Below are 23092 nucleotides of genomic sequence, written 5' to 3' on the forward strand. Positions count from 1 at the left end.
CGCAGTTGTCCTACGACGCTAGCTCAATCACCGTACTCGAGGGGCTTGAGGCGGTCCGCAAGCGCCCGGGTATGTATATCGGCTCCACCGGTGAGCGCGGCCTCCACCACCTCGTCCAAGAGATCGTGGACAACGCGGTGGACGAGGCGCTGGCAGGTTACGCCACCAGGATCGACATCACGCTGCTCGCCGATAACGGCGTCCGCGTGGTCGACGACGGGCGCGGCATCCCCACGGGCATCCACCCGGTGGAGAAGATCTCCGCGGTCGAGCTCGTGCTGACCACGCTGCACGCGGGCGGCAAGTTCGACAGCCAGTCGTACGCGGTCTCCGGCGGCCTCCACGGCGTCGGCTCGGCCGTCGTCAACGCGCTGTCCACCGCCATGGAGGTGGAGGTCAAGCAGAACGGCCACTACTGGCGCCAGCGCTACGAGATGTCCAAGCCCACGGCCCCCCTGGCCAAGGGCGAGGAGACCGACGAGACCGGCACCACGGTCACGTTCTGGCCCGACCCCGACGTCTTCGAGACCACCACCTGGAACTACGAGACGCTCTCGCGGCGCTTCCAGGAGATGGCCTTCCTCAACAAGGGCCTGCGGATCACCTTCACCGACGAGCGGCCCGACCACGTCAACGGCGAGCCGAAGACGGTCGAATACCACTACGAGGGCGGCCTGGCCGACTTCGTCAAGCACCTCAACGCCAAGAAGGAGCCGGCGCACGCGTCGATCATCTCCTTCGAGGAGGAGAGCGACGGCCTCGCGGTCGAGATCGCGATGCAGTGGAACAACTCCTACTCGGAGTCGGTCTACAGCTTCGCCAACGTCATCAACACCGCCGAGGGCGGCACCCACGAAGAGGGCTTCCGCGCGGCGCTGACGTCCATCGTCAACCGCTACGCGCGCGAGCAGAAGTTCCTCAAGGAGGGCAAGGACGACAACCTCTCCGGCGAGGACGTCCGCGAGGGGCTGACCGCGATCATCTCGGTCAAGCTGTCCGACCCGCAGTTCGAGGGCCAGACCAAGACCAAGCTCGGCAACACCGAGGCGAAGTCGTTCGTCCAGAAGGCCTGCAACGACCACCTGCGCGACTGGTTCGAGCGCAACCCGGGCGAGGCCAAGGACATCATCAACAAGTCCCTGCAGGCCTCGCGCGCCCGCATCGCCGCCCGCCAGGCGCGCGACCTGACCAGGCGCAAGTCGCTGCTGGAGTCGGGCAGCGGGCTGCCCGGCAAGCTGGCCGACTGCCAGTGGAACGACCCGGAGAAGTGCGAGCTGTTCATCGTCGAGGGCGACTCGGCGGGCGGCTCGGCCAAGGGCGGCCGCGACTCGCGTTACCAGGCGATCCTGCCCATCCGCGGCAAGATCCTCAACGTCGAGAAGGCGCGGATCGACAAGGTCCTGAAGAACAACGAGGTCCAGGCGCTGATCACGGCTCTGGGCACCGGTGTGCACGACGAGTTCGACATCGGCAAGCTGCGCTACCACAAGGTCATCCTCATGGCCGACGCCGACGTCGACGGCCAGCACATCAACACGCTGCTGCTGACGCTGCTGTTCCGGTTCATGCGGCCGCTGATCGAGGCCGGCCACGTCTACCTGTCGTGCCCGCCGCTCTACAAGATCAAGTGGGACCGCAAGGGCGAGGACGCCTCCTACGCCTACTCCGACCAGGAGCGCGACGCGGTCATCGCCGAGGGCATCGCCAACGGCAAGCCCGACCCGCGGCCGCGTGACAACGTCCAGCGCTTCAAGGGTCTGGGCGAGATGAACGCCAGCCAGCTCTGGGAGACCACGATGAACCCGGAGACCCGGCTGCTGCGGCTCGTCACCCTCGACGACGCGGCCCAGGCCGACGACCTGTTCAGCGTGCTGATGGGCGAGGACGTCGAAGCGCGGCGCGACTTCATCATCCGCAACGCGCGCGACGTCCGCTTCCTCGATGTTTAGTCAGAAGGACCTTTACCTGTGACGGACGTGAACACCACTCCCCCGGCAGACCGCATCGAGCCGGTGGACATCCAGTCCGAGATGCAGCGCAGCTACATGGACTACGCGATGTCGGTCATCGTGTCCAGGGCGCTGCCGGACGTGCGCGACGGTCTCAAGCCGGTGCACCGCCGGGTGCTCTACGCGATGTACGACGGCGGCTACCGTCCCGACCGCGGCTACTTCAAGTGCGCCCGCGTCGTCGGCGACGTGATGGGCACCTACCACCCGCACGGCGACACCTCGATCTACGACGCCCTGGTGCGTCTGGCGCAGCCGTGGTCGCTGCGCTACCCGCTGGTCGACGGGCAGGGCAACTTCGGCTCGCCGGGCAACGACCCGGCGGCGGCGATGCGCTACACCGAGTGCAAGCTCGCGCCCATCGCCATGGAGATGCTGCGGGACATCGACAAGGAGACCGTCGACTTCCGCCCCAACTACGACGGCAAGTCGCAGGAGCCCGACGTCCTGCCGGCCCGCTTCCCGCAGCTGCTGGTCAACGGCTCGGGCGGCATCGCGGTCGGCATGGCGACCAACATCCCGCCCCATAACCTGCGCGAGGTCGCCTCGGCGGTCAAGTGGGCGCTGGAGAACCCTGAGGCCACCGACGAAGAGCTGCTCGAGGCGTCGATCAGGCTCGTCAAGGGCCCCGACTTCCCCACCAAGGCGCTCATCGTGGGCCGCCGGGGCATCGAAGACGCCTACCGCACCGGCCGCGGCTCGATCACCATGCGGGCCGTGGTCGAGGTCGAGGAGGACAAGGGGCGGCAGGCGCTGGTCGTCACCGAGCTGCCGTACCAGGTCAACCCCGACAACCTGGCGCTGAAGATCGCCGAGCTGGTGCGCGAGGGCAAGCTGACCGGCATCGCCGACGTACGCGACGAGAGCTCGTCGCGGGTCGGCCAGCGGCTGGTCATCGTGCTCAAGCGCGACGCGGTCGCCAAGGTCGTGCTCAACAACCTGTACAAGCACACCCAGCTCCAGGACACCTTCGGCGCCAACATGCTGGCGCTGGTCGACGGCGTGCCCCGCACGCTGCGCCTCGACCAGTTCATCCGGCACTACGTCGCCCACCAGATCGAGGTCATCGTCCGCCGGACGCGCTACCTCCTGCGCAAGGCCGAGGAGCGGGCCCACATCCTGCGCGGCCTGCTCAAGGCCCTCAACCGGCTCGACGACGTCATCGCCCTCATCCGGGCCTCCGAGTCCGCCTCCGCCGCCCAGCAGGGCCTCATGGGGCTGCTGGACATCGACGAGGTGCAGGCGCAGGCCATCCTCGACATGCAGCTGCGCAAGCTGGCCGCCCTGGAGCGGCAGGCCATCCAGGACGAGTACGACTCCCTGATGACGCAGATCGCCGAGTACAACTCGATCCTGGCCAGCGAGAGCCGGCAGCGGGAGATCATCAACGAGGAGCTGGCCGAGCTGGTCGGCCGCTACGGCGACGACCGGCAGACGGAGATCATCGCCTACGACGGTGACATGTCCATCGAGGACCTCATCGCCGAAGAGGAGATCGTCGTCACGATCACCAGGGGCGGCTACGCCAAGCGCACCCGTACCGACCTCTACCGGGCGCAGAAGCGCGGCGGCAAGGGCGTGCGCGGTGCCCAGCTGCGCCAGGACGACATCGTCGACCACTTCTTCGTCACGACCACCCATCACTGGCTGCTGTTCTTCACGAACAAGGGCCGGGTCTACCGGGTGAAGGCGTACGAGCTGCCCGACGCCGGCCGCGACGCGCGCGGCATGCACCTGGCGAACCTGCTCGCCATGCAGCCGGACGAGACCGTCATGGAGGTCCTCGACCTGCGCGACTACAACGTCGCGCCCTACCTCGTCCTCGCCACCCGCAGCGGCCTGGTCAAGAAGACCCGCCTGGCCGAGTACGACTCCCCCAGGTCGGGCGGTCTGATCGCGATCAACCTGCGCGAGGACGACGAGGTCATCGGCGCCCGGCTGGTCTCCGAGGCCGACGACCTGCTGCTCGTCTCCAAGGGCGCGCAGTCCATCCGGTTCACCGCATCCGACGATGCGCTGCGGCCCATGGGCCGCGCGACCAGCGGCGTCATCGGCATGAGGTTCCTCGAAGGTGACGAACTTCTCGCCATGAATCGGATCGCCGACGGTCAAGACGTGCTTATCGCCACCGAGGGCGGGTACGCGAAACGGACGCCAGTTGAGCAGTATCCGGTCCAAGGACGTGGCGGTAGAGGCGTGCTTACTGCGAAGATTGTGACTTCTCGTGGCAAGCTGGTCGGAGCCGTCATGGTCAACCCAGAGGACGAGGTCTTCGCGATCACGTCCGCAGGCGGCGTGATCCGGACGAGTGCCGGTGAGATCAAGCAGTCCGGCCGCCAGACCATGGGAGTTCGATTGATGAATCTCGCTGAAGGCGACAGCGTGGTGGCCCTCGCCCGGAACGCGGAGTCATTGGAGACTTCGGTGGAGAGTGAGGAAGACGGGGGAGGAGAGTAACCCATGAGCGCCCAGGGTGGCACCGCCAGGACCACGGCGGCTTCGGGTAACGGACAGCAGCCGAAGAAGCCCACAGAAACCGAGATCTTCAACGCGGTGGACGACGGCAAGGACACCTCGCCCGCACAGGGCAGGCCCAGGCCGGGCCAGGAGGACAACAAGCCCTCCCAGCCGCAACAGTCCCACCAGGCGGGCCCGATGAGCCCGCCCGCGCCTGCCGGCCCTCAGGGCGGGCAGACGGAGAACAACGACACCGTGCGCCTGCGCCCGTCGCTGGCCACGGAGGCCCCGCCGGCCGTCGAGCTGACCAAGAAGAAGTCGTCGTCCAACTCGTCGGGAGGTCGGCTCCCCCGTAAGGCCCACCTGGTCCTGCGCCGCATCGAGCCGTGGTCGGCCATGAAGTTCAGCTTCGTGGTCTCCCTGGTCTGCTTCGTGGTGCTGTTCGTGGCGGTCGCCGTGCTGTACGGCGTGCTGTCGGCCCTGGGCGTGTTCGACTCGATCGTCGACCTGGTCAACCAGCTCGGCAAGGGCGAGCAGGGCCAGAGCTCCATCCCGATCGACATCGCCTCCTGGTTCGAGCCCGTACGCATCCTCGGCTACACGGCTCTGATCGGGGCGGTCAACGTCGTCCTGATCACGGCGCTGGCCACCCTGGGTGCGGTCATCTACAACATCGCCTCCGACCTGGTGGGCGGCGTCGAGGTGACGTTCAGCGAGGCCGAGTAGGGTTCTTCGCTCGCGTCGTGCTCCCACGTACGGCGCGAGCAGCCCGCCGGACACGGTAAGCTTTACCTCGTCCCGAACAACCGGTTCGCCTCCGTGCGGCGGATGCGATAACGTTCGGGGTGCGAGCGGGGCTATAGCTCAGACGGTTAGAGCGCTTCCCTGATAAGGAAGAGGTCCCAGGTTCAAGTCCTGGTAGCCCCACCAGCAGAAAGCCCCGAAGCGATCAAGCTCCGGGGCTTCTTTACTGCAACTGGTACTGCAACCGCCCTACCTGAACAGATCCGTTTATTTTTTGGATCGCGTAGAGCTGATCGGCACGCGCGGCCTGAAGGAACGCCCTCGCCTCATCGGCCGTCCAAGGCTGGCTGACACCGAATATGTCTCCAGCCCTACGATTCAGCTTGACGACTGAGCAGCCGCGTGCGAACACGAGCATGCAAGTACAGGTGATACAGCGCAGTCGCGCTGTATCCGTCACGGACGTCATCCACGTTCAGATCGAAATGGTCGAGGAATTCGACTCTCGACAACCCCCTGCATCCCGCGTGCTCCTCGCCCAACGATGCCGCTTCACAGGCCGTTCGATGAGTATGACTCCACTTGTCTTGAGCCATGTCGATCACAACCCGCCCAGCGCGGCCCAGACCACCTTGCCGCCCGCCGACAGCCACCGATACCCCCAGCTCTCCGCCAGGTGATCCACCATCGACAGGCCCCGCCCGCCCAGCTCATCAGGTCCAGCCTTGATCAGTTTCGGCGGAGTGCGGGCCGAGTCCCACACCTCTAGGACCACGAGCTTGCCGGGTACGCACGTCTCGTACAGGCCCAAGCAGAACAGCCTGGACTCGCAAGCCGGCGACGCCTCAGGAACCCAGCGAGGAACCGTGCCCAGGGGCTCAATGAGACCCATGGCCTTGATCGCGTTCGAGCTCAGCTCGGTAGCGATCAGCTCAGCGTCCTCCCCCAAATCCTCACGGCCCCACGTCGTCAGTACATCCCGTACGTAGTCACGGGCCAGCGACAGCGCGGCGGGATGGACGGGCAACCACAGGTAGACCACTATGACCGCCTCACCAGTCGAGCAATCGTCTCGCTGGCCTCGCCCAGCGCGTCCACGCTCACGGACCGGTCCGGCCCTCGCCCCCAGGTGTAGAACCATCCCTCAGCGCGCCAGGCAACGCGGACCTTCACATACTCCACAGCGCCCTGAAGGACCAGAGCGGCATCGCTGCCGACCTGGAGTCTCAAGGTGACGCTCAACCCAGCCAAGTGAAGGTTCCAGGCCAGCGGCACCAAGCGCTGAAACTGCGACTGCCACACCTGGGCACTCGTCACGGCTTGGACCGCACGAGCTTGTCCCCGACTACGCCTGGTCATGTGGCCTCCAGGTCAGAACCCGTGCCATCGCACGTCAGGCAGGTCTCCCTAGCTCGGATGGCGGCCAGCTTCCCTCCCGCCGGTATCGCGACTAACCCACGGCGAGGACTCACGTACTTCCAGCCCCGACCGTCGCGAGATCCACATGATCCTCGATCGTCCATGGTCAATCCCAAAACTGCACCTCTACTCGCCTAGAGGAGTTGCTCTAAAGCATTGTCAACTCGTCTAGAGGAGTTAGTCAAGCGCTATCGTGCGGGCAGTTCATACGAGAGCACGTAGGCGTCACTCGACATCACCGTGTCGCAGACCTCTACAGGGAGCCCTTCCACCGTGTACGCGGTGCGGATCAACTGGAACACGGGAACGCCCGGAGCGAGCTTGAGCGTTCGCACTTCATCGCGGAGGGGCATCCTCGCCTTCACGTCCTCCACGAAATGATCGAGCCGGTATCCCAACTCCTCCAGACGGGCGTAGATCCCGCCTGGCCCACTGTTCGGTTCCGCGATCTGCGTGTTCCGCGCGATCTCCGCCGGGATGTATGAGACGGCCGTCTCGACCGGTTGACCATCGATCAGGTAACGCCGGGAGCGAGAGATCACGAGCTCGTCGGGGGAGATGGACAGCCATTCCGCGACGGCGACCGGAGGGCGTACCTCTTTGATCTCTATGGAGTCCACCGAGGGCTTTGCGCCAGCTTCTTCGGTCTCGGCGATGAACGCTGCCTTGCCCTGTTCTCGATGTCTGCGGGCGAACCGGTCCGACGCCAGGCGGCGCACAGGAGGCCGCGAACGGACGAACACGCCGCGCCCATGCTCCGCCACAGTCAGCCCCTCACCCTGAAGGACTTGCAGCGCATTCCGGATGGTCATCCGCGCAACCCCGTAATGTTGCATGAGCTGAGCTTCTGAGGGCACCTTGGCACCTTCAGGGAGCGAGCCGCGCTCGATGGCGTCACGAATGTGATCAGCTATCTGGCGGAAGACGGCCCGATCGCTGACGGGATCCAGGTCCGGCAACGAGAGCTCTGCCACGACCACTCCTCAACTCGTACATACGTGTTTGCGGGTTGAGGATAGCGACTAGGTACGCCGGAGGGAATCGATGAACCAGCCCCACAGGCACTCCGTCAGCGTGGCAGGCGTGATCATCGACGATCAGGGACGCGCACTTCTGACCCAACGCCGAGACAACGGCCACTGGGAAGCGCCTGGCGGGATCCTGGAGCTGGAGGAAGACATCACCTCAGGCTTGCTCCGCGAGATCCGCGAGGAAACCGGCCTGGAGGTCGAGCCCGTCACTCTGACCGGCGTCTACAAGAACATGGCGCGAGGCATCGTTGCCCTGGTCTTTCGCTGCAAGGTCATCGGCGGAAAGCTCGTAGAGACTGACGAGGCCCGCAGCTTCAAGTGGGTCACGGCTGACGAGGTCCAATCCCTCGCATCCCAAGCGTTCGGCATCCGCGTACTCGACGCCATGCAAGGCGGCAGCATTCCGGCTATCCGTCACCACGACGGCGTTCACCTACTCCGGTCCGAAGACCCGCGGCAGCCTCAGCAGTGACCATGCCGAATTGTTCTTATATGGATCAAGCGGCGGCGCGGCGTGCCGCCGTACGCCCCGCGCCGACGTCCCGCGCTGCGCGTGCGGCCTGAGGGCCGTTCTCGCGCGAGCGCCGCGCGGGGCATCGCCGCACGCCTGTTCGCCATACACCCCGACCTCGCCGGCCGACCCCCGAGCGCCGCACCGCCGTACAGGTCGCTCCGGCCACTGGGTAACGCAGGCAGCTTCGAGGAGTTCACCAACGACGCAGTCAAAAGCGTCCGCCGGCCCGCCCAATCGTCCACGGCGGACGGTTCACTTGCCGGGTTGGTCAGCAACGTGACAGTGGTGGGCTGAGCCCAGCAGTCATACATGCGCAGAGGCATTACTTCACAGGCGAGTCGGATATCCACAGGGAGCCTGTCCCCGTAGTCCTCGCTAGATGTACTAGTCGATGGAGTTCCGTGCCCCTCAATTATGGGGTGATCGGCCTAGCCCATAGAGGCTTCAACCAGGGGAAATGTGGTTGACCATGGGCTTGGAGCGCCAGCTTGTTCTCGGTTTTCCCCTCCTGGGGAATTATTCTCCGCTGGTACCAATATCGTGGTCCGCGCTTGTCCAGGGCCGACAACCGGATGAGTGGCTCTCTGTTTGCCTCAGAGAGCCACTCGCACATCCAGTCAGGCCAACGGCGGTCAGTCACCGAAAGGACGTACTGATGACGGTACTAGGTAGCTCCGACGAGAGCCGCATGACATCAGGGCCGGAGAAGGAGCCTCCACGGATCCACGTGCGTTGGGTCGTCATCATCGCGATCTCAATCGCGGTTGGCTTTCTCGCTGGGAACCCTGCAGCGGGAATCGGTGCAGGGTTCGCGGTCGCGGTAGCTCTGCACGTGATGATGGCCTGAGCGATCATGTGATGAGTCCAGTCCAGGTGGTCGAACGCGTCGGCCCTTGCCAGGAAGTTTGGCCGGGGCCGAATACGTCTGGACGGGAACTGCTGTTCTGGCTCACCTTCCGAAGACGCGATCCATGAACCTAGTCAGGTGCGCTCGGTCACGGTCATGGTCCAGATGGAGCAGGGTGACCCGGGAACCAAGTGGGATCGGGTTTACCTCGACTCGGACCAGCACTGGGTGTTCTACCTCCGGGAGGCGCACCGGATCGACTCGATCTACATCCAGAAGTAGCAACGCCGCGGCGCGGCCGGCGTTCTGCCAACTCGCTGAACGCCGGCCGCGCCTGTCCGTCCTGTAGGTTTCGCGCGTGTTTTCTCGGCTGAGTCATGGGGCATCAGGGGCGATCCGGCGGTTCGCGGGGTGGGTAGCGCGTGGGTCGGTCGGTCATCCCCTTCTTGAGGGGATCGACTATTGGGACGAGTTGAAGGACTCGCCCTCCCAGATGGAGACGTGTTTCGCCATCTTCGTCAACGTTCTCGAGCTTGACGATCAGGGGATGCCGGTCAATGAGAAGTACGCCGAGCGGCGCGCGGCCACGTGGCTCTACCTGTACTGCAAGGGAGAATTGCCTCCTGGAGAGCCGGACTTCGAGCCCTGGGAGTGCGAGCTCTACTGATCCGCTTAATGGGCGGCAGGTCCCGAGGTTTTCGTACAAGATGGTCGCTGTGACTGAGCGCGATTTATTTACCTATGCGTTGGTGGCCGGGGGTGTGTCCCTGGGCGTTGCCGTTCTTGCGACGGTCTTCGGGGGGTCTGGGTTCGGTACCTCGTGTGCGCTGATCGGTATCGGGTTCATGGTCGGGGCGCTTGCGCTGGCCGTTTATGAGCAGCGGGATAAGGGGGCCTGACGGGGTGGTCATCAGGGATGCCGTGGGCCAGGACTGGGACGACATCTATCCGTTCTACGCGGCGATCATGCGGGAAGGGGCTACCTTTCCGTTTCCTGAGCGGCAGAGTCTCGACGAGGCGCGGCCGTGGTGGATGGAGCAGCCGCCCGGCAAGACCGTCGTCGCGGTCGACGACGATGGCGTGATCGTGGGGTCGGCCAAGATGGGGCCCAACCGGCCTGGGCGGGGGTCGCATGTGGCCACGGCCTCGTTCATCGTCGATCCGGCGTATCAGGGCAAGGGGATCGGGCGGGCCCTGGGGGAGTATGTGCTCGACTGGTGCCGTAGCCGGAAATTTCGTGGCATTTAGTTCAATGCGGTGGTCGAGTGCAATCATTCGGCCGTCCACTTGTATCGGTCGCTGGGCTTCGAGGTCATCGGCACCGTGCCCGAGGCGTTCGATCATCCGGATGAGGGGCTCGTCGGGCTGCATGTCATGTACCGGCGGCTGAACCCCGACGAGGGCCTGTACGTCTGAAGGGCATGCGGAGTCTCGCCTTTCTCGGTCTCGTCGTGCTGACCGCCTGCGGGAGCACGACGGCGGTCAGTGAGCCGGTCACGTACGCGGCCGGGTCCATCACCGTGCTGGAGAGTCCCGAGCACGGGCCGCAACTGTGCCAGGTGGTGGCGGAGTCGCTGCCGCCCCAGTGCGGCGGGCCGGACGTCGTGGGCTGGGACTGGGCGAAGGTGGAGCACGAGAGCGCCGGCGGGACGAAGTGGGGCCGCTACCAGGTGACCGGCACCTGGGACGGCTCCCGGCTGACCCTGACGCAACCACCCGGGAAGGCGGCCGAGGTCAAGGCTGAGGAGCCGCGGTTCGACAGCCCGTGTCCCGCTCCTGCGGGTGGCTGGCGGCCGGTCGATCCCGCCAAGGCCACGCAGGCCGCGCTGGAGAAGACCCAGCAGCGGTTGCAGAACGAGGAGGCCGTGGGCGGGGTGTGGCTGGACCAGAGCTATCTGGAGTCGATCCCGGGGTACGACGGTGGCAAGCCGGAGTGGGTGGAGAAGCACGCCAACGACCCCGCCCGGCTGGTGCTGAACGTGAAGTTCACCGGCGACCTGGCCGGCCGGGAGGCGTGGGTGCGGGAGAGCTGGGGCGGCGCGCTCTGCGTCAGCCAGGCTCGCCGCAGCGAGGAGTCGCTGCGGCAGGTGCAGGAGTCCTTGGGTGAGGATCTCGGTACGGGGCTCGTCTCGTCCTTTGTCGATATCGTCACGGAACAGGTGGTCGTGGGTGTCTTCGTGGCCGACGAGAAGACTCAGCAACGGCTGGACACCAAGTACGGGGCGGACGTCGTACGGCTGGATGGAGTGTTGCAGCCGGTCGGATAGCGCTCACCTGGGGTAGCGGGGCCGGCCGGCCCCCACGGTCGGCTGATTTCCCGGTGCCTAGAGGGGCCAGGTCATGGTGATCGAGCGTTCGAAGGTGACGTAGCCGGCCCGGCCGAACGCCGCGGCCATCGGGGTGTTGCCCAGGTCGGTGGCGGCGCGGATGCGGGGGACGTTCTCCGCGCTGAGAATGCGGGTGCCTTCGGCGAGTATGTCGTCGATGTACCCGTTGCCGCGATGGGCGGGCAGGACGGCGATGTACCCGATGACCGCGTTGTAGTCGTTGCGTCCTGGGGTGACGAAACCGACCGGTTCGCCGCCGGGCAGCGTCGCGACCCGCCACCACGTGCGGGGGCTGGTGTAGCGGGCGATCTCGTCCTCGTAGTGCCTTATGGCGGCCTCGCGGGGGGACATGCGGGTCAGGTCGTCCCTGCTGTGGGCGTCGAGCGTGCCGTCGAGCACCTCGGTCATCAGGTCGAGCAGCTCGCCGGCGTCACGGACCGGCCGGAATCTCAGGCGTCCCGACGGCTCGGGGATCGGCGTGCCTGGACGCCATTCCAGGCGCAGGCGTTCGACGAACAGGCGGGCGCCGGTGCTCTCCACCACGGCCATGCGGTCCTCGACGGCACGCCTGTCGGTCTCGCGCCAGTCGGGTGGGACGAAACGGAGGTATTCCGGCGGTCGGCCGCCGGCCGGGAGCACCTCGGCCATGGCGGTGCGCAGCAGGCGTACGCCGGCGTCGACGGCGTTCTCCTCGAGGTCGAGGATGTCCAGCAGGAAGGGGTCGTCGTCCTTGTCGCGGCCCCACCAGGCGAGCCTGGCCAGCAGGCGGTCGCCGCTCAGGGCCATCCACATCCAGCTTGGACGGCGGTGGCCGGTGGCGAGGTCGTCGGCCAGTTCGTGGTTGAGTGTGTAGGGCTGCCGGTTGAAGAGGTCGAGCTCTTCCCGGCCGGTGATCGGGCGGATGATCAGGTCGTGCACGGTTCAGGCGTTCCTTTGGTGAAGGCGCCCTGCCGCTCCGGGGCTCAGCCGAGGTCGGTGCCCCGGGAGGGCACAAGCGCGATGAACGTGGGTTTCATGGCTTATCCCTCCTTTCGGTGTCGACTGGGTTCTATCGGGGCTCGCCGGTGCGGCGCAAACGGTTTTCGGCCGGTACGTGTCCGGCTGCGGCGCGGTGTCGTAGCACGGTTCGAGGATTTTTGATCTGAGTCGTGGCGCTTGCGGGCGTGGGTAACGTGCGGGCGGTGAGGTACCAGAGGAGACGCGCACAGGCCGTCATCGTCGTGGGGGCGGTGGCGGCCTCGGTGCTCGCCGGCATGACGGTGCCCGCCCAGGCGGCGGGGGAGAACTACGGACAGTACAGCCGGTTCGGGGCGCGCAGCGCCGGGCAGCACTGGGCGGACGGGCAGGTCGCGGGGCAGTGGACGTGGAAGCCGCTGTCGTCCACGACGTCCGAGATCAGCTGGGGTGACCCGAAGAAGTGGCCGCCGGCGTCCGGGGAGAAGTTCATCCACAGTGGTGACTGGCTGATGCTGGACGGGTGGCGGGACAACGGGACGTACTACACCGTACGCGTCACCAAGGAGCAGATCGGCGACGCCAAGTGCGGAAATCTGCAGACATTCGCTACGTCGGGGCGGCAGCACTACGTCAAGTGGGACATCCCCTCCCAGGGCTACTGCCTGAAGGCCTGGGGGACGATCACCGAGCAGTCGTCGGGGAAGGTGGTCGACTTCGGGCACACCCAGATCTGGTCGCCGCCCGCGCCCTGCTCGAACCGCTACCTGGGTGCCCAGACCTGCATCAAGCAGTGGGAGTCCTGGTGGGACAACAACGGCAGCCCCGGGCAGCCGATCAAGCGGAAGCTGGAGCGGGATCAGTACATCGCCCGCGGCAAGGGGATGGCGTTCAAGATCCACCAGTTCTTCCCGACGGAGTGGAAGTCGGAGGCCCGGTCGTACTGGACCTGGTGACGACCTGACGGAGCTGTGGACGGCGGGTTGGGGCGGCGTTGCGGCGCCGGACCAGCCCGCCGTCTTTTGGTTCGGGCGACGGTGTTCATCCACAGGGTGAGGGGCGCGGTGGATGACGGCGGGGTGGTGCTGTTGGGGGCAGGGGTGAGGGGTGAATTGCGGTGTTATGTACTGGTGACTTTTCTGGTGTGGTAAGGCCGGTCCTGGGGTGTTGGGCAGTGCTCGGGCGATGCTGAGCCGGCCCGTTCGATAGGGGCTCTGAGCTGGGGAAATGTGGATCGGTGCTGGTGGGCGCGTGGGTGCCTGTCCCGGGGCTGTGGACGGCGGGCGGGGAGGGTGTGGATGAGCTCGGGAGGTGTGGGTTCGGCGGGCTGTGGATAACCCTCGTACGCGGGGGCGTGCGAACGAGTTATCCACAGGGGGCATTGGTTATCCACAACTTGTGGGTCGGCGACTTCCGGGCGGTCGCGGAGCGGCCATGATGCCGGTCAGGAGGTGCGTCGACGATGATGCTGAGCGAGGACGGCGGAGTCGCCGGGAAGGTCACGGGCGGCCAGGCCGGCGGCCACCCGGTCGCGGAGGTCGGCGGGCTTGTGGTCGTCATACTTGAACTTCGCGCGTACGCCGGTCACGCGCAGCCGTAGGCCGCGCACGGCGGACAACTGCTTGTGATACGGGCCCGCGTCGGGTGCGACCTCCCCATGGTCGCCGGCTGGCTGGTGGTGGGCGAGCTGGCGGCGCAGGATGTCGGCCTTGCCCTCCTTGTCGTCCACGATCTCGGCCTGGCAGATGAGCTGGACGGAGGCGTAATAGCTGGTGGGCACGCCGGTCTTGGGAGAGTCGGAGCGCCAGCCGGTCGGGATGTAGGCGTAGTCGTCATAGACGCTGACCACCGCCACCGGGTCGGCCTCCAACGCCTGCCAGATCGGGTTGGGGCGGGCCAGGTGGAGCAGCACGTGGTCGTGGCCGTCGTACAGGAAGTGGGTGGGCACGACGACCGGAGGCGCGCCGTCCACGCCGTTGGCGGCGATCTGGCCGAAATCGCGGGTGCTGAGCCAGGCGCGCCATTCGTCGTCGGTTCTCGCGGCGTCCCAGGGGTGAATCAACATGCGCGCCTCTTTGTATTAGTACATAATGGGAATTGTGTCAGAAACATACCTGATCGGCGGTACGACGGCCAGCGAGATCGCGGCAGGGGTCGAGGTGGCGGTGTCCGACGGGCGGTTGCCTCCTGGGGCGACGCTGCCTCCGGTGCGCGAGGTGGCGGCCATGGCCGGGGTCAGCCCCGGCACGGCGGCGGCCGCGTACCGGCTGCTCCGCGAGCGCGGCCTCATCGAGACGGCCGGGCGGCGTGGCACGCGGGTCAGGGCGCGGCCGGCGACCATGCTCAGGGAGGAGATCCGGGTCGAGGTGCCGCCGGGGGTGCGCGATCTGTCCCAGGGCAACCCCGATGCCCGCCTGCTGCCGCCGCTGCACGACGCCCTGGCCGCCGCCGCGCGGGCGCACGAGGAGCGGCCCGCCATGTACGGCACCGGCGACGACGACGAGTTGCTGGCGCTGGCGGGTGCGGGGTTGCGGGCCGATGGGGTGCCTTCCGGGCCGCTGGCCGTCACCTCGGGGACCCTCGACGCCGTCGAACGCGTGCTCGCCGGGCACCTGCGGCCTGGCGACGCCATCGCGGTCGAGGACCCGGGCTGGGCGGCGCTGCTCGACCTCGTCGCCGTGCTGGGATTGCGTCCTGTGCCGGTGCGGGTGGATGACGATGGGCCCGTTCCTGAAGAGCTGGGGCGGGCGTTGCGTGGCGGCGTGCGGGCGGTGGTGGTCACTGCTCGGGCGCAGAATCCGACCGGTGCCGCCGTGAGCTCCGCGCGGGCGGCGGAGTTGCGAGCGGTGCTGGGCTCTTGTCCGGAGGTGCTGCTGATCGAGGACGACCATGGGGCCGGGTTCGTGGACGTGCCGCTGCATCCGCTGGCCGCGGCCACGGCTCGGTGGGTGCTGCTGCGGTCCACGGCCAAGGCGTTCGGGCCCGATCTGCGGCTCGCGCTGGTCACCGGCGACCCTGTCACGCTGGGACGGTTGCGGGGGCGGCAGCGGTTGGCCGCCGGGTGGGTGAGTCACCTGCTGCAACGTACGGTCGCGTACCTGTGGCGTACTCGGGCGGTGGATCCTGCGGCGGTGGCGGCGTCCTATGGGCGGCGGCGGGACGGTTTGGTCGGCGCGCTCGGGCGGCGCGGCATCGCGGCGCACGGACGAAGTGGGCTGAACGTGTGGATTCCCGTCGCCGACGAGTCCACTGCCATCACCCGGTTGCTTGCTCGGGGGTGGGCTTGTGCGCCCGGGGCTCGCAACCGCATCGCGACGCCCCCGGCTCTGCGGCTCACCGTTTCGACGTTGGACGTGGGGGAGCTTGAGCCTCTGGCCGACGCCTTGGCGGACGCTCTGACGCCGGTCGTGGGCGGGCGGTACGGGTGAGCGCGGCAGGGCCCTCACCTGTGAGGTGAGGGCCCTGCGGCTGTGGTCAGGTCAGGAGGGGTTCGCCGATCCAGGAGCCGGGGGTGCAGCCTGGGGGGATGGCGAAGATCGCCGACCCGATCGTGGTGATCCACTCGTTGAGCAGGTCGCCTTCGGCCAGCATGCGCTGAATCGGGACGAACTGCCGGTCGATGTCCGCCTGGTACGACGCGAAAAGCAGCCCCGAGTCCGGCTTGCCCTCAGAGGTCAGGCCGTCGTCGAAGTTGTACGGCCGCCGCAGCAACCGCAACGCCGGGTCGGCCACGTGGGCGCGCCTGATGTGGGCGTACTCCGAGATGACCGGGAACCCGAGCCGGTTCTTGCGGGCGTAGTCGGGTTCGTCACGTTCGGCAGCGCCGGTGAGCGGGGCGCCGGTGTCGAGCCGGCGGCCGATGGTGAACTCTCTGGCCGTACGGTCGACGGCGTCCCACGTGTCGAGCGCCATCCGGATCCTGCGCAGCACCAGCGTCGTGCCGCCGGTCAGCGGGCCCTGGCCGATCCAGACGGCTTTGTCCAGGTCAGTGGCGTTGCCGGTGCCCTCGATCTGGCCCATCAGGTTGCGCCGGGTGGCGGAACGGAAGCCGCGCTGCACCCACCGTACGCGGGCGAACGACCGCGCGTCCTTCACGATCATCCGTACGGCGTGCGCGACCGTCACATTGTCGTCCGCGCACACCTGCACCAGCAGGTCTCCCCCGCTCCACCGCTCGTCCAGCCGGTCGGTGGCGAAGCGGGGCAGCGGCGACACCGGCGAATCCACCCCCGCCACCTTGAAGACCCCGGGCCCGAACCCGAACGTACAGGTCAAGCGGGCCGGGTTCGCGGCCAGTTCGGGTTCGGTGTCGGCGAGCGCGGGCCGCCCCTGGGTGAGGCGGGCGACGTCGTCGGTGAGGAGCTGGAGCAGCCGTACGAGGGCCTCCTTGCGGGTGTCCTGGAGCAGGTCGAAGCCGAGGAACACGGCGTGGGCCTGCGGCTCAGTGGCGACGCCCGCCTGGTGGGGGCCGTGGAAGGGCTCGGTACGCGGCGCCGCCGTCCCGGTGCCGGCCGCGACCGCGCCGGTGCGGGTGCCGGCGGGGGTGCCCGCGCGGCTGGACGTGCTGGCGGCGTCACGAACGGACGATCCGGACTGGGGCGCGGCGGTCGTAGCGGTGGAGGGGTCGGGCGCGCAGCCCACGAGGGCGCCGGCCGCAGTGACGGCGCCCCCGGCGAGCAGCCCGCGACGGGAGATCACTCGTGCCCCGGCTGGTAGTCCTCCTCGCCGCCGGCGAAGTCCTTGCCGACGGCCGTGAACTCCAGCGGCTGCCCGCCCTGCACCTGCAGCGTGAACGGGATCTGCGCGCCGGGCAGCACTTCCTTGGTGACGCCCATGAGCATGATGTGGTCGCCGCCGGGCTGGAGCTGGTGACTGCCGTGAGCGGGCACCACGAATCCGCCCTCCTTGGGGCGCATGACCATCTTGCCGTCGTTCTCCACCACCTCGTGCAGCTCGATCGCCGAGGAGAGCGGCGAGGTGCCGGACACGATGGTGATCGGCTGGTCGGTGTCGTTGACCAGCGTCCCGAACGCGGCGGTCATCCCCTTCTTGGCGGTCTTCACCCAAGGGTCGGTGATGCTCAGCCCGCCGGTCGCGGCGACGGCCGACGCGGACGCGGCAGCGGAGGTGGAGGTGGAGGCGGACGTGGTCGAGGAGGCGGCCGGCGCGGCCGAGTTCCTGGTGGGGGAGCCGCAGGCGGTCAGCGCCACGGCGGCGGCCGCGAGCACGAGGGCATGACGAGAGAACATGGGAATGCCTTTCTCCGCCCGGCATGCCGAAGCAGACCCTGCCGGGCGGCGTGGGTCGTCTTGATGAAGAGGGGAGTACGTCGTGCCCGACCCGCAGGTCAGGCGGCGACGGCCCGCGGCGGGCCCCTCCGGGTGACGACGTGCCGCAGGACGGCCGAGCGCAGGATGAGCGGCTCGGTCGTGGCCGGCGGGGTGGAGAAAGGCGTGATGAGCAGCGGCAGCCACAGCACCAGCAGCCGTACGGCCAGGCGGCGCAGCAGCGCCCAGAGCGCGGCCTCGCCACGGGCCAGCCACAACGCGGTCAGCCCGACCGCCCAGCCGTGGGTGATCAGCATGCCGAGGCTCGGCACCAGGCCCGAGTGCAGGTGGGCGGCCAGGTGGTGCGGGGCGGCGGGGCCGTCCGGCGGAAGGACGGCGTGGGAGAGCGAGAACAGCAGGTGGAGCAGCACCTGCAGGCCGGCGAGCAGCGGCAGGATCACCGCCAGCGACCGCTCGCGCCCGGCCAGCGGGTACGCCGCCGCGAACGACAGCCCGAACGCCGCCACCCCGGCCGCCGCCGGGACGGTGGCACCGCCGAGCATGTGCGCCGCCGCGCCCAGCCCCAGGCACACCGCGGCGAATACCGCGGTGCGGGCCAGACGGAACGGCAGCGTCATGCGCCTAGCATTCCACGCCATGCGGTCGGTCCGGACCCCGATCCCGCATCACGCAAAACCACCATCTCTCCTCCCGATACGACCCACCCAGACCCGTATCCCGCTTCACGTGGAACAACGGTCTCTTCTCCCGGTGCGGTGGTCCGCGTCCGGCCCCTGTTTCACGTGGAACCACCACCTCTTCTCCCGGCGCAGGCGGGGGATGGGCTGGTTTGGGTGCGGGGTGGGGGTTGGCGGCTGATAATCGGGGGCGATGCCGAAATATCAGGAACTGTCGGCGTTCGCGGAGGCGATCGCCCCGGTCATCAATGCCGCCCATGTCAACGTGCACGCCTCCGCCGCCAGAGCCGTCGCCGAACTCACCACGGCGTCAGGTCTCACCTCAGGGCTTCTGTCGGACCTGCGGTTCAGCCTGCCGCTACGGCCGCTGAGCCGGGCCGGGCTGGATGTGTTGTTCCGGTACGGCGATCCCGGGCCCGATCTCCTCGACCACCTGCGTCAGGGCACGCTGGCCGAGGACGGCGACGGTGGGCTGCGATTGACGGACGACGGCCGGGCCTTCATCCACAGCCTGTACGAGGTGCACGCCGCCGCCGTCGACCGCGTCTGGGCGGGCAGTGACCTGGGGGAGGCGGCCGAGTTGGTGGGCCGGGTGCTCGACACGGCCGACCGGCTGCCCGGGGGTGCGTTCGAGCTGGTGGCACCGCCGTACGAGCCGGATGGGGCGTCGCCGGGGCTGCTGCTGTTCAACCGGCTGGCCGTGCTGCGCTACCACCGTGCCGACGCGCACGCCGCGGCCTGGCAGGCGGCCGGGCTGTCCGCGGCCGAGATCGTCGGGCTGGTGGACGGCCCGCTGCGCGCCGGCATCGAGGCGGACACGAACCGGCGCGCCGGTCAGGCCTACCGTACGTTGCCGGAGCGCGAGCGGGACACCTTGTACGAGACCCTCCTCAAGCTCATCTAAAGGGCGGTCAGGAGGCGGCCTGCCTCGGTGCGGTCGTTGACGCCGAGCTTGTCGTAGGCCGCCTGCAGATGGTTCGCCGCCGTACGGGTGGACAGGGTGAGGCGGTCGGCGATCTGGCGGTTGGTCAGCCCGGCCGCCGCCAGCTGGACGATCTCGCGCTGCCGGGGCGTGAGCTCCGGGGTGGCGAGCCGCACCAGCGCCGGTGTGGAGACCCCCGTGCAGCGGCGGGCCAGCGCGCACGCCCTGGTCTGCGCACCCCTCGCCAGAGTGCCGCGCCCGGACTCGCGGTAGGCGGCGGCCTCCCGGGCGGTGGCTTCCGCCGCGTACAGCAGCATGCCGCGCCGCTCGAACTCGCTCGCGACCGCCCGCAACGCGTCAGGATCGCCCTGAGCACGAGCGTGCCGCGCGAACAACACCGCCAACGCCCCCTCGACCGCCCCGAACCGCCCCGCCCGAGGACCCGCCAGCTCGCCGGCCGAGCCCGGCTCGGGATCCCCAGGCGAGCCAGTCCAACCCAAGCCAGTCCAACCCAAACCAGCCGGACTCGGGCCAGTCCCACCAGAGCCGACCGGACCCGAGCCGACCGGACCCGAGCCAGAGCCGGGGACGGGGACGGGGGAGACGCCGAGGCGGAGGAGGTCGTGGTGGGCGAACATGAGGTGGCCGTACAGTTCGTGGCGTTCCGCGTGCTCCGCCGCCACACGGCAGCGCCGTACGGCCTCCGCCACGTCGCCCCCGGCCGCCGCCACCCACACCGCGGCGTGCAGCGCGTGCTGGCGGGTGAAGGCCCAGCGGGCGGTCAGGCGGTGGGCTTCGGCGAGGGAGTGTTCGGCCTCGTCGAGCCGCCCGAGCAGGGCCAGCGCGTGTGCCTGCTCGGCGAGGCAGCGCCCCAGATAGGGCTCGCGCGCGGGCAGCCGCCCGATGTCCTCGCGGCAGTGCCGCAGCGCCTCGGCGGCGTCGCCGCGCAGCCGGGCGGCCATCGCCCGGTACGCGCCGAACCCGGTCATGGACAGCTCGACCGCGGGCAGCTTCATGCCGCCCGATGCGATGCGGTCGACCTCCGCCGGCCGCCCGGTGAACGTCTGGGCGGCGCAGAGCGCGTCGAGGAGGGTGGGCAGCGCGTGCGGCGCCTCGTCCCGCCACTCGTCGAGCGTCTCCATGGCGGGCCCGGCCACGACCAGAGCCTGCTCGCCGCGCCCGGCGTACGCGTGGATCCACGCCTCCAGCGCGACCCCGTGCACGCGCCCGCGCACGGTGCCGGGCCGGCACGACCTGGCCAGGTCGAGCGCCCGGGAAGCGGCACTGAGCCGCCCGGCGAAGCAGTCGGCCACGGCCCGATAGACGTGGGCCTCCTGCCGCCACCGGGGGTCGGTCAGGGTGGCGGCGGCGACGTCGAGCACGTGGCACGCCTCGGCGTCCGCGCCCGCCCACGCCAGGTTCACGCCGAGGCTGTGGGCGTGCTGGGCGCGCTCGCTCTCGGTGACGGCGTCGCGGGCGGTCCGCCGTAACGCGGTGACGGCCGACCCGGCCTCGCCCAGCACCATGAGCACCTCGCCGAGCACGGCCACCGCCGCCACCCCGGCGCCCGCCTCGATGGCGGCCCTGGCCAGGCGTTCGGCGAGGCGCGGGTCCTGCCGGCCCCAGGCCAGCCGGGCGGCGGAGGTGAGCATGCCGGGGTCGGTGACCGAGCCGCTGTCGAGGCGCCAGACGGCGGCGCGCAGCTCGTCCTCGCGCCGCCGCAGGCCGGTGGCCTCCAGCGCCTTGGCCAGCATGCGCAGCCGGCGCCTGGCACGCAAGGTGCCGCAGTCGCCGCGGACCACCTCGCCGTAGAGCGGGTGGCCGAGCCGCAGCTGTTCGCGCCTGCCCTCGTCCACGGTGACGATGAGGCCGCGGGCCTCGACGCGTTCGACCGCGCCGGACGAGGTGAGCCCGGCCAGCAGGTCGAGGCCCAGCGGCTCGCCGAACGCGACCAGTTCCAGGACCTCGCGCTCGTCCTGGTCGAGGTGGCCGATGCGGTCGCCGACCAGTTCGCGCAGGCGCGGCGTCATGGACAGCTCGCCCTGCCAGCGCCACTCGCCGTCCTGCTCGGTCAGGCAGCCGGACGTACGCCCGGCGTGCACCAGCTCGCGCAGGTAGAGCACGTTGCCCTCGCAGACGCGGGCCAGCCGCCGTACGGTCGCCGGCGCCAACTCCCCGCCCAGCGCCCCGGCGAGCACCTGCCCGACCTCGGCCGGCGTCAGCGGCGGCAACTCGATGCGTTCGAGCAGCTCGTCCTTCCACAGCGCGGTCACCGGATCGGGCTGCGGCTCCCCCGACCTGACGGTCACCAGCAGCCTGACCTCGCCGCTGCCGGCGAGGTAGTGCACCAGCGCCGCCGACGCCGGGTCGAGCCGATGCGCGTCGTCCACGCTGACCAGCAGCCCGCCGCGTCCTGCCTGGTCGCGCAGGTGGCGGGCGGCCCAGCGCAGCAGGTTCTCGCCGCCGCGCGGCGGCCCGGTCAGGACGTGCGCGAACGCCCCGAACGGGATCATCGACGCGGTCTCCGTGCCCTGCGCGCGTACGACCCCGTAGCCCCGTAGCCCGTGCAGTGCCTGCGCGGCCAGTCTGCTCTTGCCGACCCCGGCCGAGCCGGCGATCATCATCCCCGTGCCGGACCGCAGCGCGTCGTGTACGGCCCTCAGCGATCCCCCTCGCCCGACGAACGGCCATCCGCTCCCCTGCTCGCTCATCGTGCCTCCTCTCACCACCGATGGTGATGAGCGAGGTTCGCGGCAGGTTCAGGCCGGATCGCGGGTCAGCCCGGCGGCGTCCATCAGCAGCTCGATGACCGCGTCCGCACCGCTGAACGGCACCGGCTCGCCGCCCACCTCTTCGAGCAGCCCGCGGAGCTGGCCGCCGGACTGCTCCGGCTCGACCAGCCGGACGATGACCGTTCTCATGCGAGCACGATCTCGCCGCCAGGTTCAGGTCTGGTTCAGGTCGTCAGGCCGGGTACGGCGCGGGCTCGACCTCCAGCTCGCGCATCAGCTCGGCGTAGAGGCGGTAGCGCCGGCGGGCGTCGCCGCGGCGGCCCGCCCGGTCGAGGACGCGGACCAGGCCGAGGTGGGCGCGCTCGTCGTAGCGGTCGCGTTCGAGCAGCCGCAGCCAGTAGCGGGCGGCCTCGTCGTGGCGGTGCTCGGCGGCGCGCGCCTCGGCCAGCCTGGCGGCGGCGTGCACGTACGCGAGCCGCGCCTGCTCGCGCAGCCCGACGGCCCAGTCGGCGTAGGGGTCCTCCTCGCAGAAGTCACCGCCGTACGCGGTCTCGGCGGCCGCCCAGCGTTCGAGGGCCTCGCTCGTACGTCCGGCCTGGTCGAGCCGCACGGCCTCCCCCACCAGATCCAGAAATTTCTCGACATCGACATCGACGTGGGCCAACTCCAGCCGCAACGCGCCCTCGTCCGAGACCACGATCTCGTCGGGCGGCCACTCCCGCCCCGGATCGAGCACGGCACGCAGCGTGGACACCATGACGTTCAGCCGCCGCAGCCCGACCGCCTCGCCCTCCTGCCCAGGCCACAGGATCTCGACCAGCCGCTCCCTGCTGACGCCGCTCCCCCGGCGGCTGACCAGGATCTTCAGCAGGTCACGCGCCTTGCGCGACTGCCACGCCGTACGCGGGATCGGCACCGCCCCGCGCAGCACGCGGAACGTTCCCATCGTCTCGATGACGATCTTGGCGGCACGTGGGGGAGCGGCGCGGGTGACCAGCGCGTCGATGCGGTCGTCGAGTGCCCGGCAGCCGATGGCGTGCATGCGCTCGCGTACCGCGACGGCCACCTCCGCCCCGGTTCATGCGCCACTTCTGGTTGTTCTGGCCGTTGCAGCTCCAGGTGATGACCGCGGTGCCGTCGGCCGTGCCGCCGCCGTTGACGTCCAGGCACC

General features: G+C 69.0%; 21 protein-coding genes, 1 tRNA gene and 1 pseudogene. 12 read left to right on the top strand and 11 right to left on the bottom strand.

Going from position 1 to position 23092, the window contains the following annotated elements:
* Nucleotides 1-5: 5 nt before the first annotated feature.
* The 4 genes from gyrB to ABZW11_RS16800 all read left to right on the top strand — a co-directional run bounded on the left by gyrB (nt 6) and on the right by ABZW11_RS16800 (nt 5396).
* Entirely contained in the window at nt 6-1949 is a 1944-nt protein-coding gene (gyrB, locus tag ABZW11_RS16785; protein ID WP_355417643.1) for a DNA topoisomerase (ATP-hydrolyzing) subunit B, read from the top strand.
* Nucleotides 1950-1967: 18 nt separating this feature from the next.
* Nucleotides 1968-4466, top strand: coding sequence for a DNA gyrase subunit A (gyrA, locus tag ABZW11_RS16790; RefSeq protein ID WP_355417646.1), 2499 nt, complete (start codon nt 1968-1970; stop codon nt 4464-4466).
* A 3-nt stretch (nt 4467-4469) separates the two neighbouring features.
* Nucleotides 4470-5192, top strand: a complete 723-nt coding sequence (locus tag ABZW11_RS16795; protein ID WP_355417650.1) for a DUF3566 domain-containing protein — start codon at nt 4470-4472, stop codon at nt 5190-5192.
* Between the two features lie 127 nt (nt 5193-5319).
* A tRNA-Ile gene (locus ABZW11_RS16800) sits at nt 5320-5396 on the top strand.
* 415 nt (nt 5397-5811) lie between these two features.
* Here ABZW11_RS16800 and ABZW11_RS16805 read toward each other — a convergent pair.
* Together ABZW11_RS16805 and ABZW11_RS16810 are read right to left on the bottom strand one after the other, a co-directional pair.
* Nucleotides 5812-6252: an ATP-binding protein gene (locus tag ABZW11_RS16805; protein ID WP_355417653.1), complete on the bottom strand. Its 441-nt coding sequence runs from the start codon at nt 6250-6252 to the stop codon at nt 5812-5814.
* 565 nt (nt 6253-6817) lie between these two features.
* The gene (locus ABZW11_RS16810; RefSeq protein ID WP_355417656.1) at nt 6818-7603 is read right to left on the bottom strand and encodes a GntR family transcriptional regulator; all 786 of its coding nucleotides are present in this window, start codon (nt 7601-7603) and stop codon (nt 6818-6820) included.
* Nucleotides 7604-7673: 70 nt separating this feature from the next.
* Between ABZW11_RS16810 and ABZW11_RS16815 the strand changes: the two genes are divergently transcribed.
* The 5 genes from ABZW11_RS16815 (at nt 7674) to ABZW11_RS16835 (ending at nt 11288) form a co-directional block, all read left to right on the top strand.
* Nucleotides 7674-8132: an NUDIX domain-containing protein gene (locus tag ABZW11_RS16815; protein ID WP_355417659.1), complete on the top strand. Its 459-nt coding sequence runs from the start codon at nt 7674-7676 to the stop codon at nt 8130-8132.
* A gap of 1027 nt (nt 8133-9159) precedes the next feature.
* Nucleotides 9160-9303, top strand: a complete 144-nt coding sequence (locus ABZW11_RS16820; protein WP_355417662.1) for a hypothetical protein — start codon at nt 9160-9162, stop codon at nt 9301-9303.
* A gap of 621 nt (nt 9304-9924) precedes the next feature.
* The gene (locus tag ABZW11_RS16825) at nt 9925-10269 is read left to right on the top strand and encodes a GNAT family N-acetyltransferase (RefSeq protein ID WP_355417665.1); all 345 of its coding nucleotides are present in this window, start codon (nt 9925-9927) and stop codon (nt 10267-10269) included.
* A gap of 39 nt (nt 10270-10308) precedes the next feature.
* Entirely contained in the window at nt 10309-10437 is a 129-nt protein-coding gene (locus ABZW11_RS16830) for a hypothetical protein (protein ID WP_355417668.1), read from the top strand.
* Nucleotides 10438-10442: 5 nt separating this feature from the next.
* Nucleotides 10443-11288, top strand: a complete 846-nt coding sequence (locus ABZW11_RS16835; protein WP_355417671.1) for a hypothetical protein — start codon at nt 10443-10445, stop codon at nt 11286-11288.
* 57 nt (nt 11289-11345) lie between these two features.
* Here the strand turns inward: ABZW11_RS16835 and ABZW11_RS16840 are convergent, their stop codons facing one another.
* Nucleotides 11346-12266 (bottom strand): GNAT family N-acetyltransferase, encoded by a 921-nt coding sequence (locus ABZW11_RS16840; RefSeq protein WP_355417674.1) that lies wholly within the window; start codon nt 12264-12266, stop codon nt 11346-11348.
* 263 nt (nt 12267-12529) lie between these two features.
* Here ABZW11_RS16840 and ABZW11_RS16845 point away from each other — a divergent pair, with 263 nt between their 5' ends.
* Nucleotides 12530-13258 (top strand): hypothetical protein, encoded by a 729-nt coding sequence (locus ABZW11_RS16845; protein ID WP_355417677.1) that lies wholly within the window; start codon nt 12530-12532, stop codon nt 13256-13258.
* Nucleotides 13259-13746: 488 nt separating this feature from the next.
* Here the strand turns inward: ABZW11_RS16845 and ABZW11_RS16850 are convergent, their stop codons facing one another.
* Nucleotides 13747-14367, bottom strand: coding sequence for an FMN-binding negative transcriptional regulator (locus tag ABZW11_RS16850; RefSeq protein WP_355417680.1), 621 nt, complete (start codon nt 14365-14367; stop codon nt 13747-13749).
* A gap of 34 nt (nt 14368-14401) precedes the next feature.
* Here ABZW11_RS16850 and ABZW11_RS16855 point away from each other — a divergent pair, with 34 nt between their 5' ends.
* Nucleotides 14402-15730: an aminotransferase class I/II-fold pyridoxal phosphate-dependent enzyme gene (locus ABZW11_RS16855; RefSeq protein ID WP_355417683.1), complete on the top strand. Its 1329-nt coding sequence runs from the start codon at nt 14402-14404 to the stop codon at nt 15728-15730.
* Between the two features lie 46 nt (nt 15731-15776).
* Here ABZW11_RS16855 and ABZW11_RS16860 read toward each other — a convergent pair whose 3' ends face one another.
* The 3 genes from ABZW11_RS16860 to ABZW11_RS16870 form a co-directional block, all read right to left on the bottom strand.
* Nucleotides 15777-17000 carry a Dyp-type peroxidase gene (locus ABZW11_RS16860; RefSeq protein WP_355417686.1) on the bottom strand — a complete coding sequence of 408 codons (1224 nt, stop codon included), beginning with the start codon at nt 16998-17000 and terminating at the stop codon, nt 15777-15779.
* The gene (locus tag ABZW11_RS16865) at nt 16997-17551 is read right to left on the bottom strand and encodes a copper chaperone PCu(A)C (RefSeq protein ID WP_355417689.1); all 555 of its coding nucleotides are present in this window, start codon (nt 17549-17551) and stop codon (nt 16997-16999) included. Before ABZW11_RS16865 ends, ABZW11_RS16860 begins: the two co-directional genes overlap by 4 nt.
* A 98-nt stretch (nt 17552-17649) precedes the next feature.
* Nucleotides 17650-18207: an MFS transporter gene (locus tag ABZW11_RS16870; RefSeq protein ID WP_355417692.1), complete on the bottom strand. Its 558-nt coding sequence runs from the start codon at nt 18205-18207 to the stop codon at nt 17650-17652.
* Between the two features lie 253 nt (nt 18208-18460).
* On the opposite strand from ABZW11_RS16870, the gene ABZW11_RS16875 reads away from it, so the two are divergent.
* Nucleotides 18461-19171 carry a hypothetical protein gene (locus tag ABZW11_RS16875; protein ID WP_355417695.1) on the top strand — a complete coding sequence of 237 codons (711 nt, stop codon included), beginning with the start codon at nt 18461-18463 and terminating at the stop codon, nt 19169-19171.
* Here the strand turns inward: ABZW11_RS16875 and ABZW11_RS16880 are convergent.
* The 4 genes and pseudogenes from ABZW11_RS16880 to ABZW11_RS16895 form a co-directional block, all read right to left on the bottom strand.
* A complete protein-coding gene (locus tag ABZW11_RS16880) occupies nt 19168-21900 on the bottom strand; it encodes a LuxR C-terminal-related transcriptional regulator (protein ID WP_355417698.1) in 2733 nt (910 codons plus the stop codon). The genes ABZW11_RS16875 and ABZW11_RS16880 overlap by 4 nt on opposite strands.
* 48 nt (nt 21901-21948) lie before the next feature.
* Complete coding sequence (locus ABZW11_RS16885; RefSeq protein ID WP_355417701.1) at nt 21949-22110, bottom strand: hypothetical protein; 162 nt, start codon at nt 22108-22110, stop codon at nt 21949-21951.
* A 43-nt stretch (nt 22111-22153) separates the two neighbouring features.
* Nucleotides 22154-22987 carry a BTAD domain-containing putative transcriptional regulator gene (locus tag ABZW11_RS16890; protein WP_355417704.1) on the bottom strand — a complete coding sequence of 278 codons (834 nt, stop codon included), beginning with the start codon at nt 22985-22987 and terminating at the stop codon, nt 22154-22156.
* Between the two features lie 46 nt (nt 22988-23033).
* Nucleotides 23034-23087 (bottom strand): annotated as a pseudogene (locus tag ABZW11_RS16895) (hypothetical protein); the annotation flags it as partial.
* Nucleotides 23088-23092: the final 5 nt, after the last annotated feature.

This window comes from Nonomuraea sp. NPDC004580 (genome assembly GCF_040609855.1).
Taxonomy (GTDB): domain Bacteria; phylum Actinomycetota; class Actinomycetes; order Streptosporangiales; family Streptosporangiaceae; genus Nonomuraea; species Nonomuraea salmonea.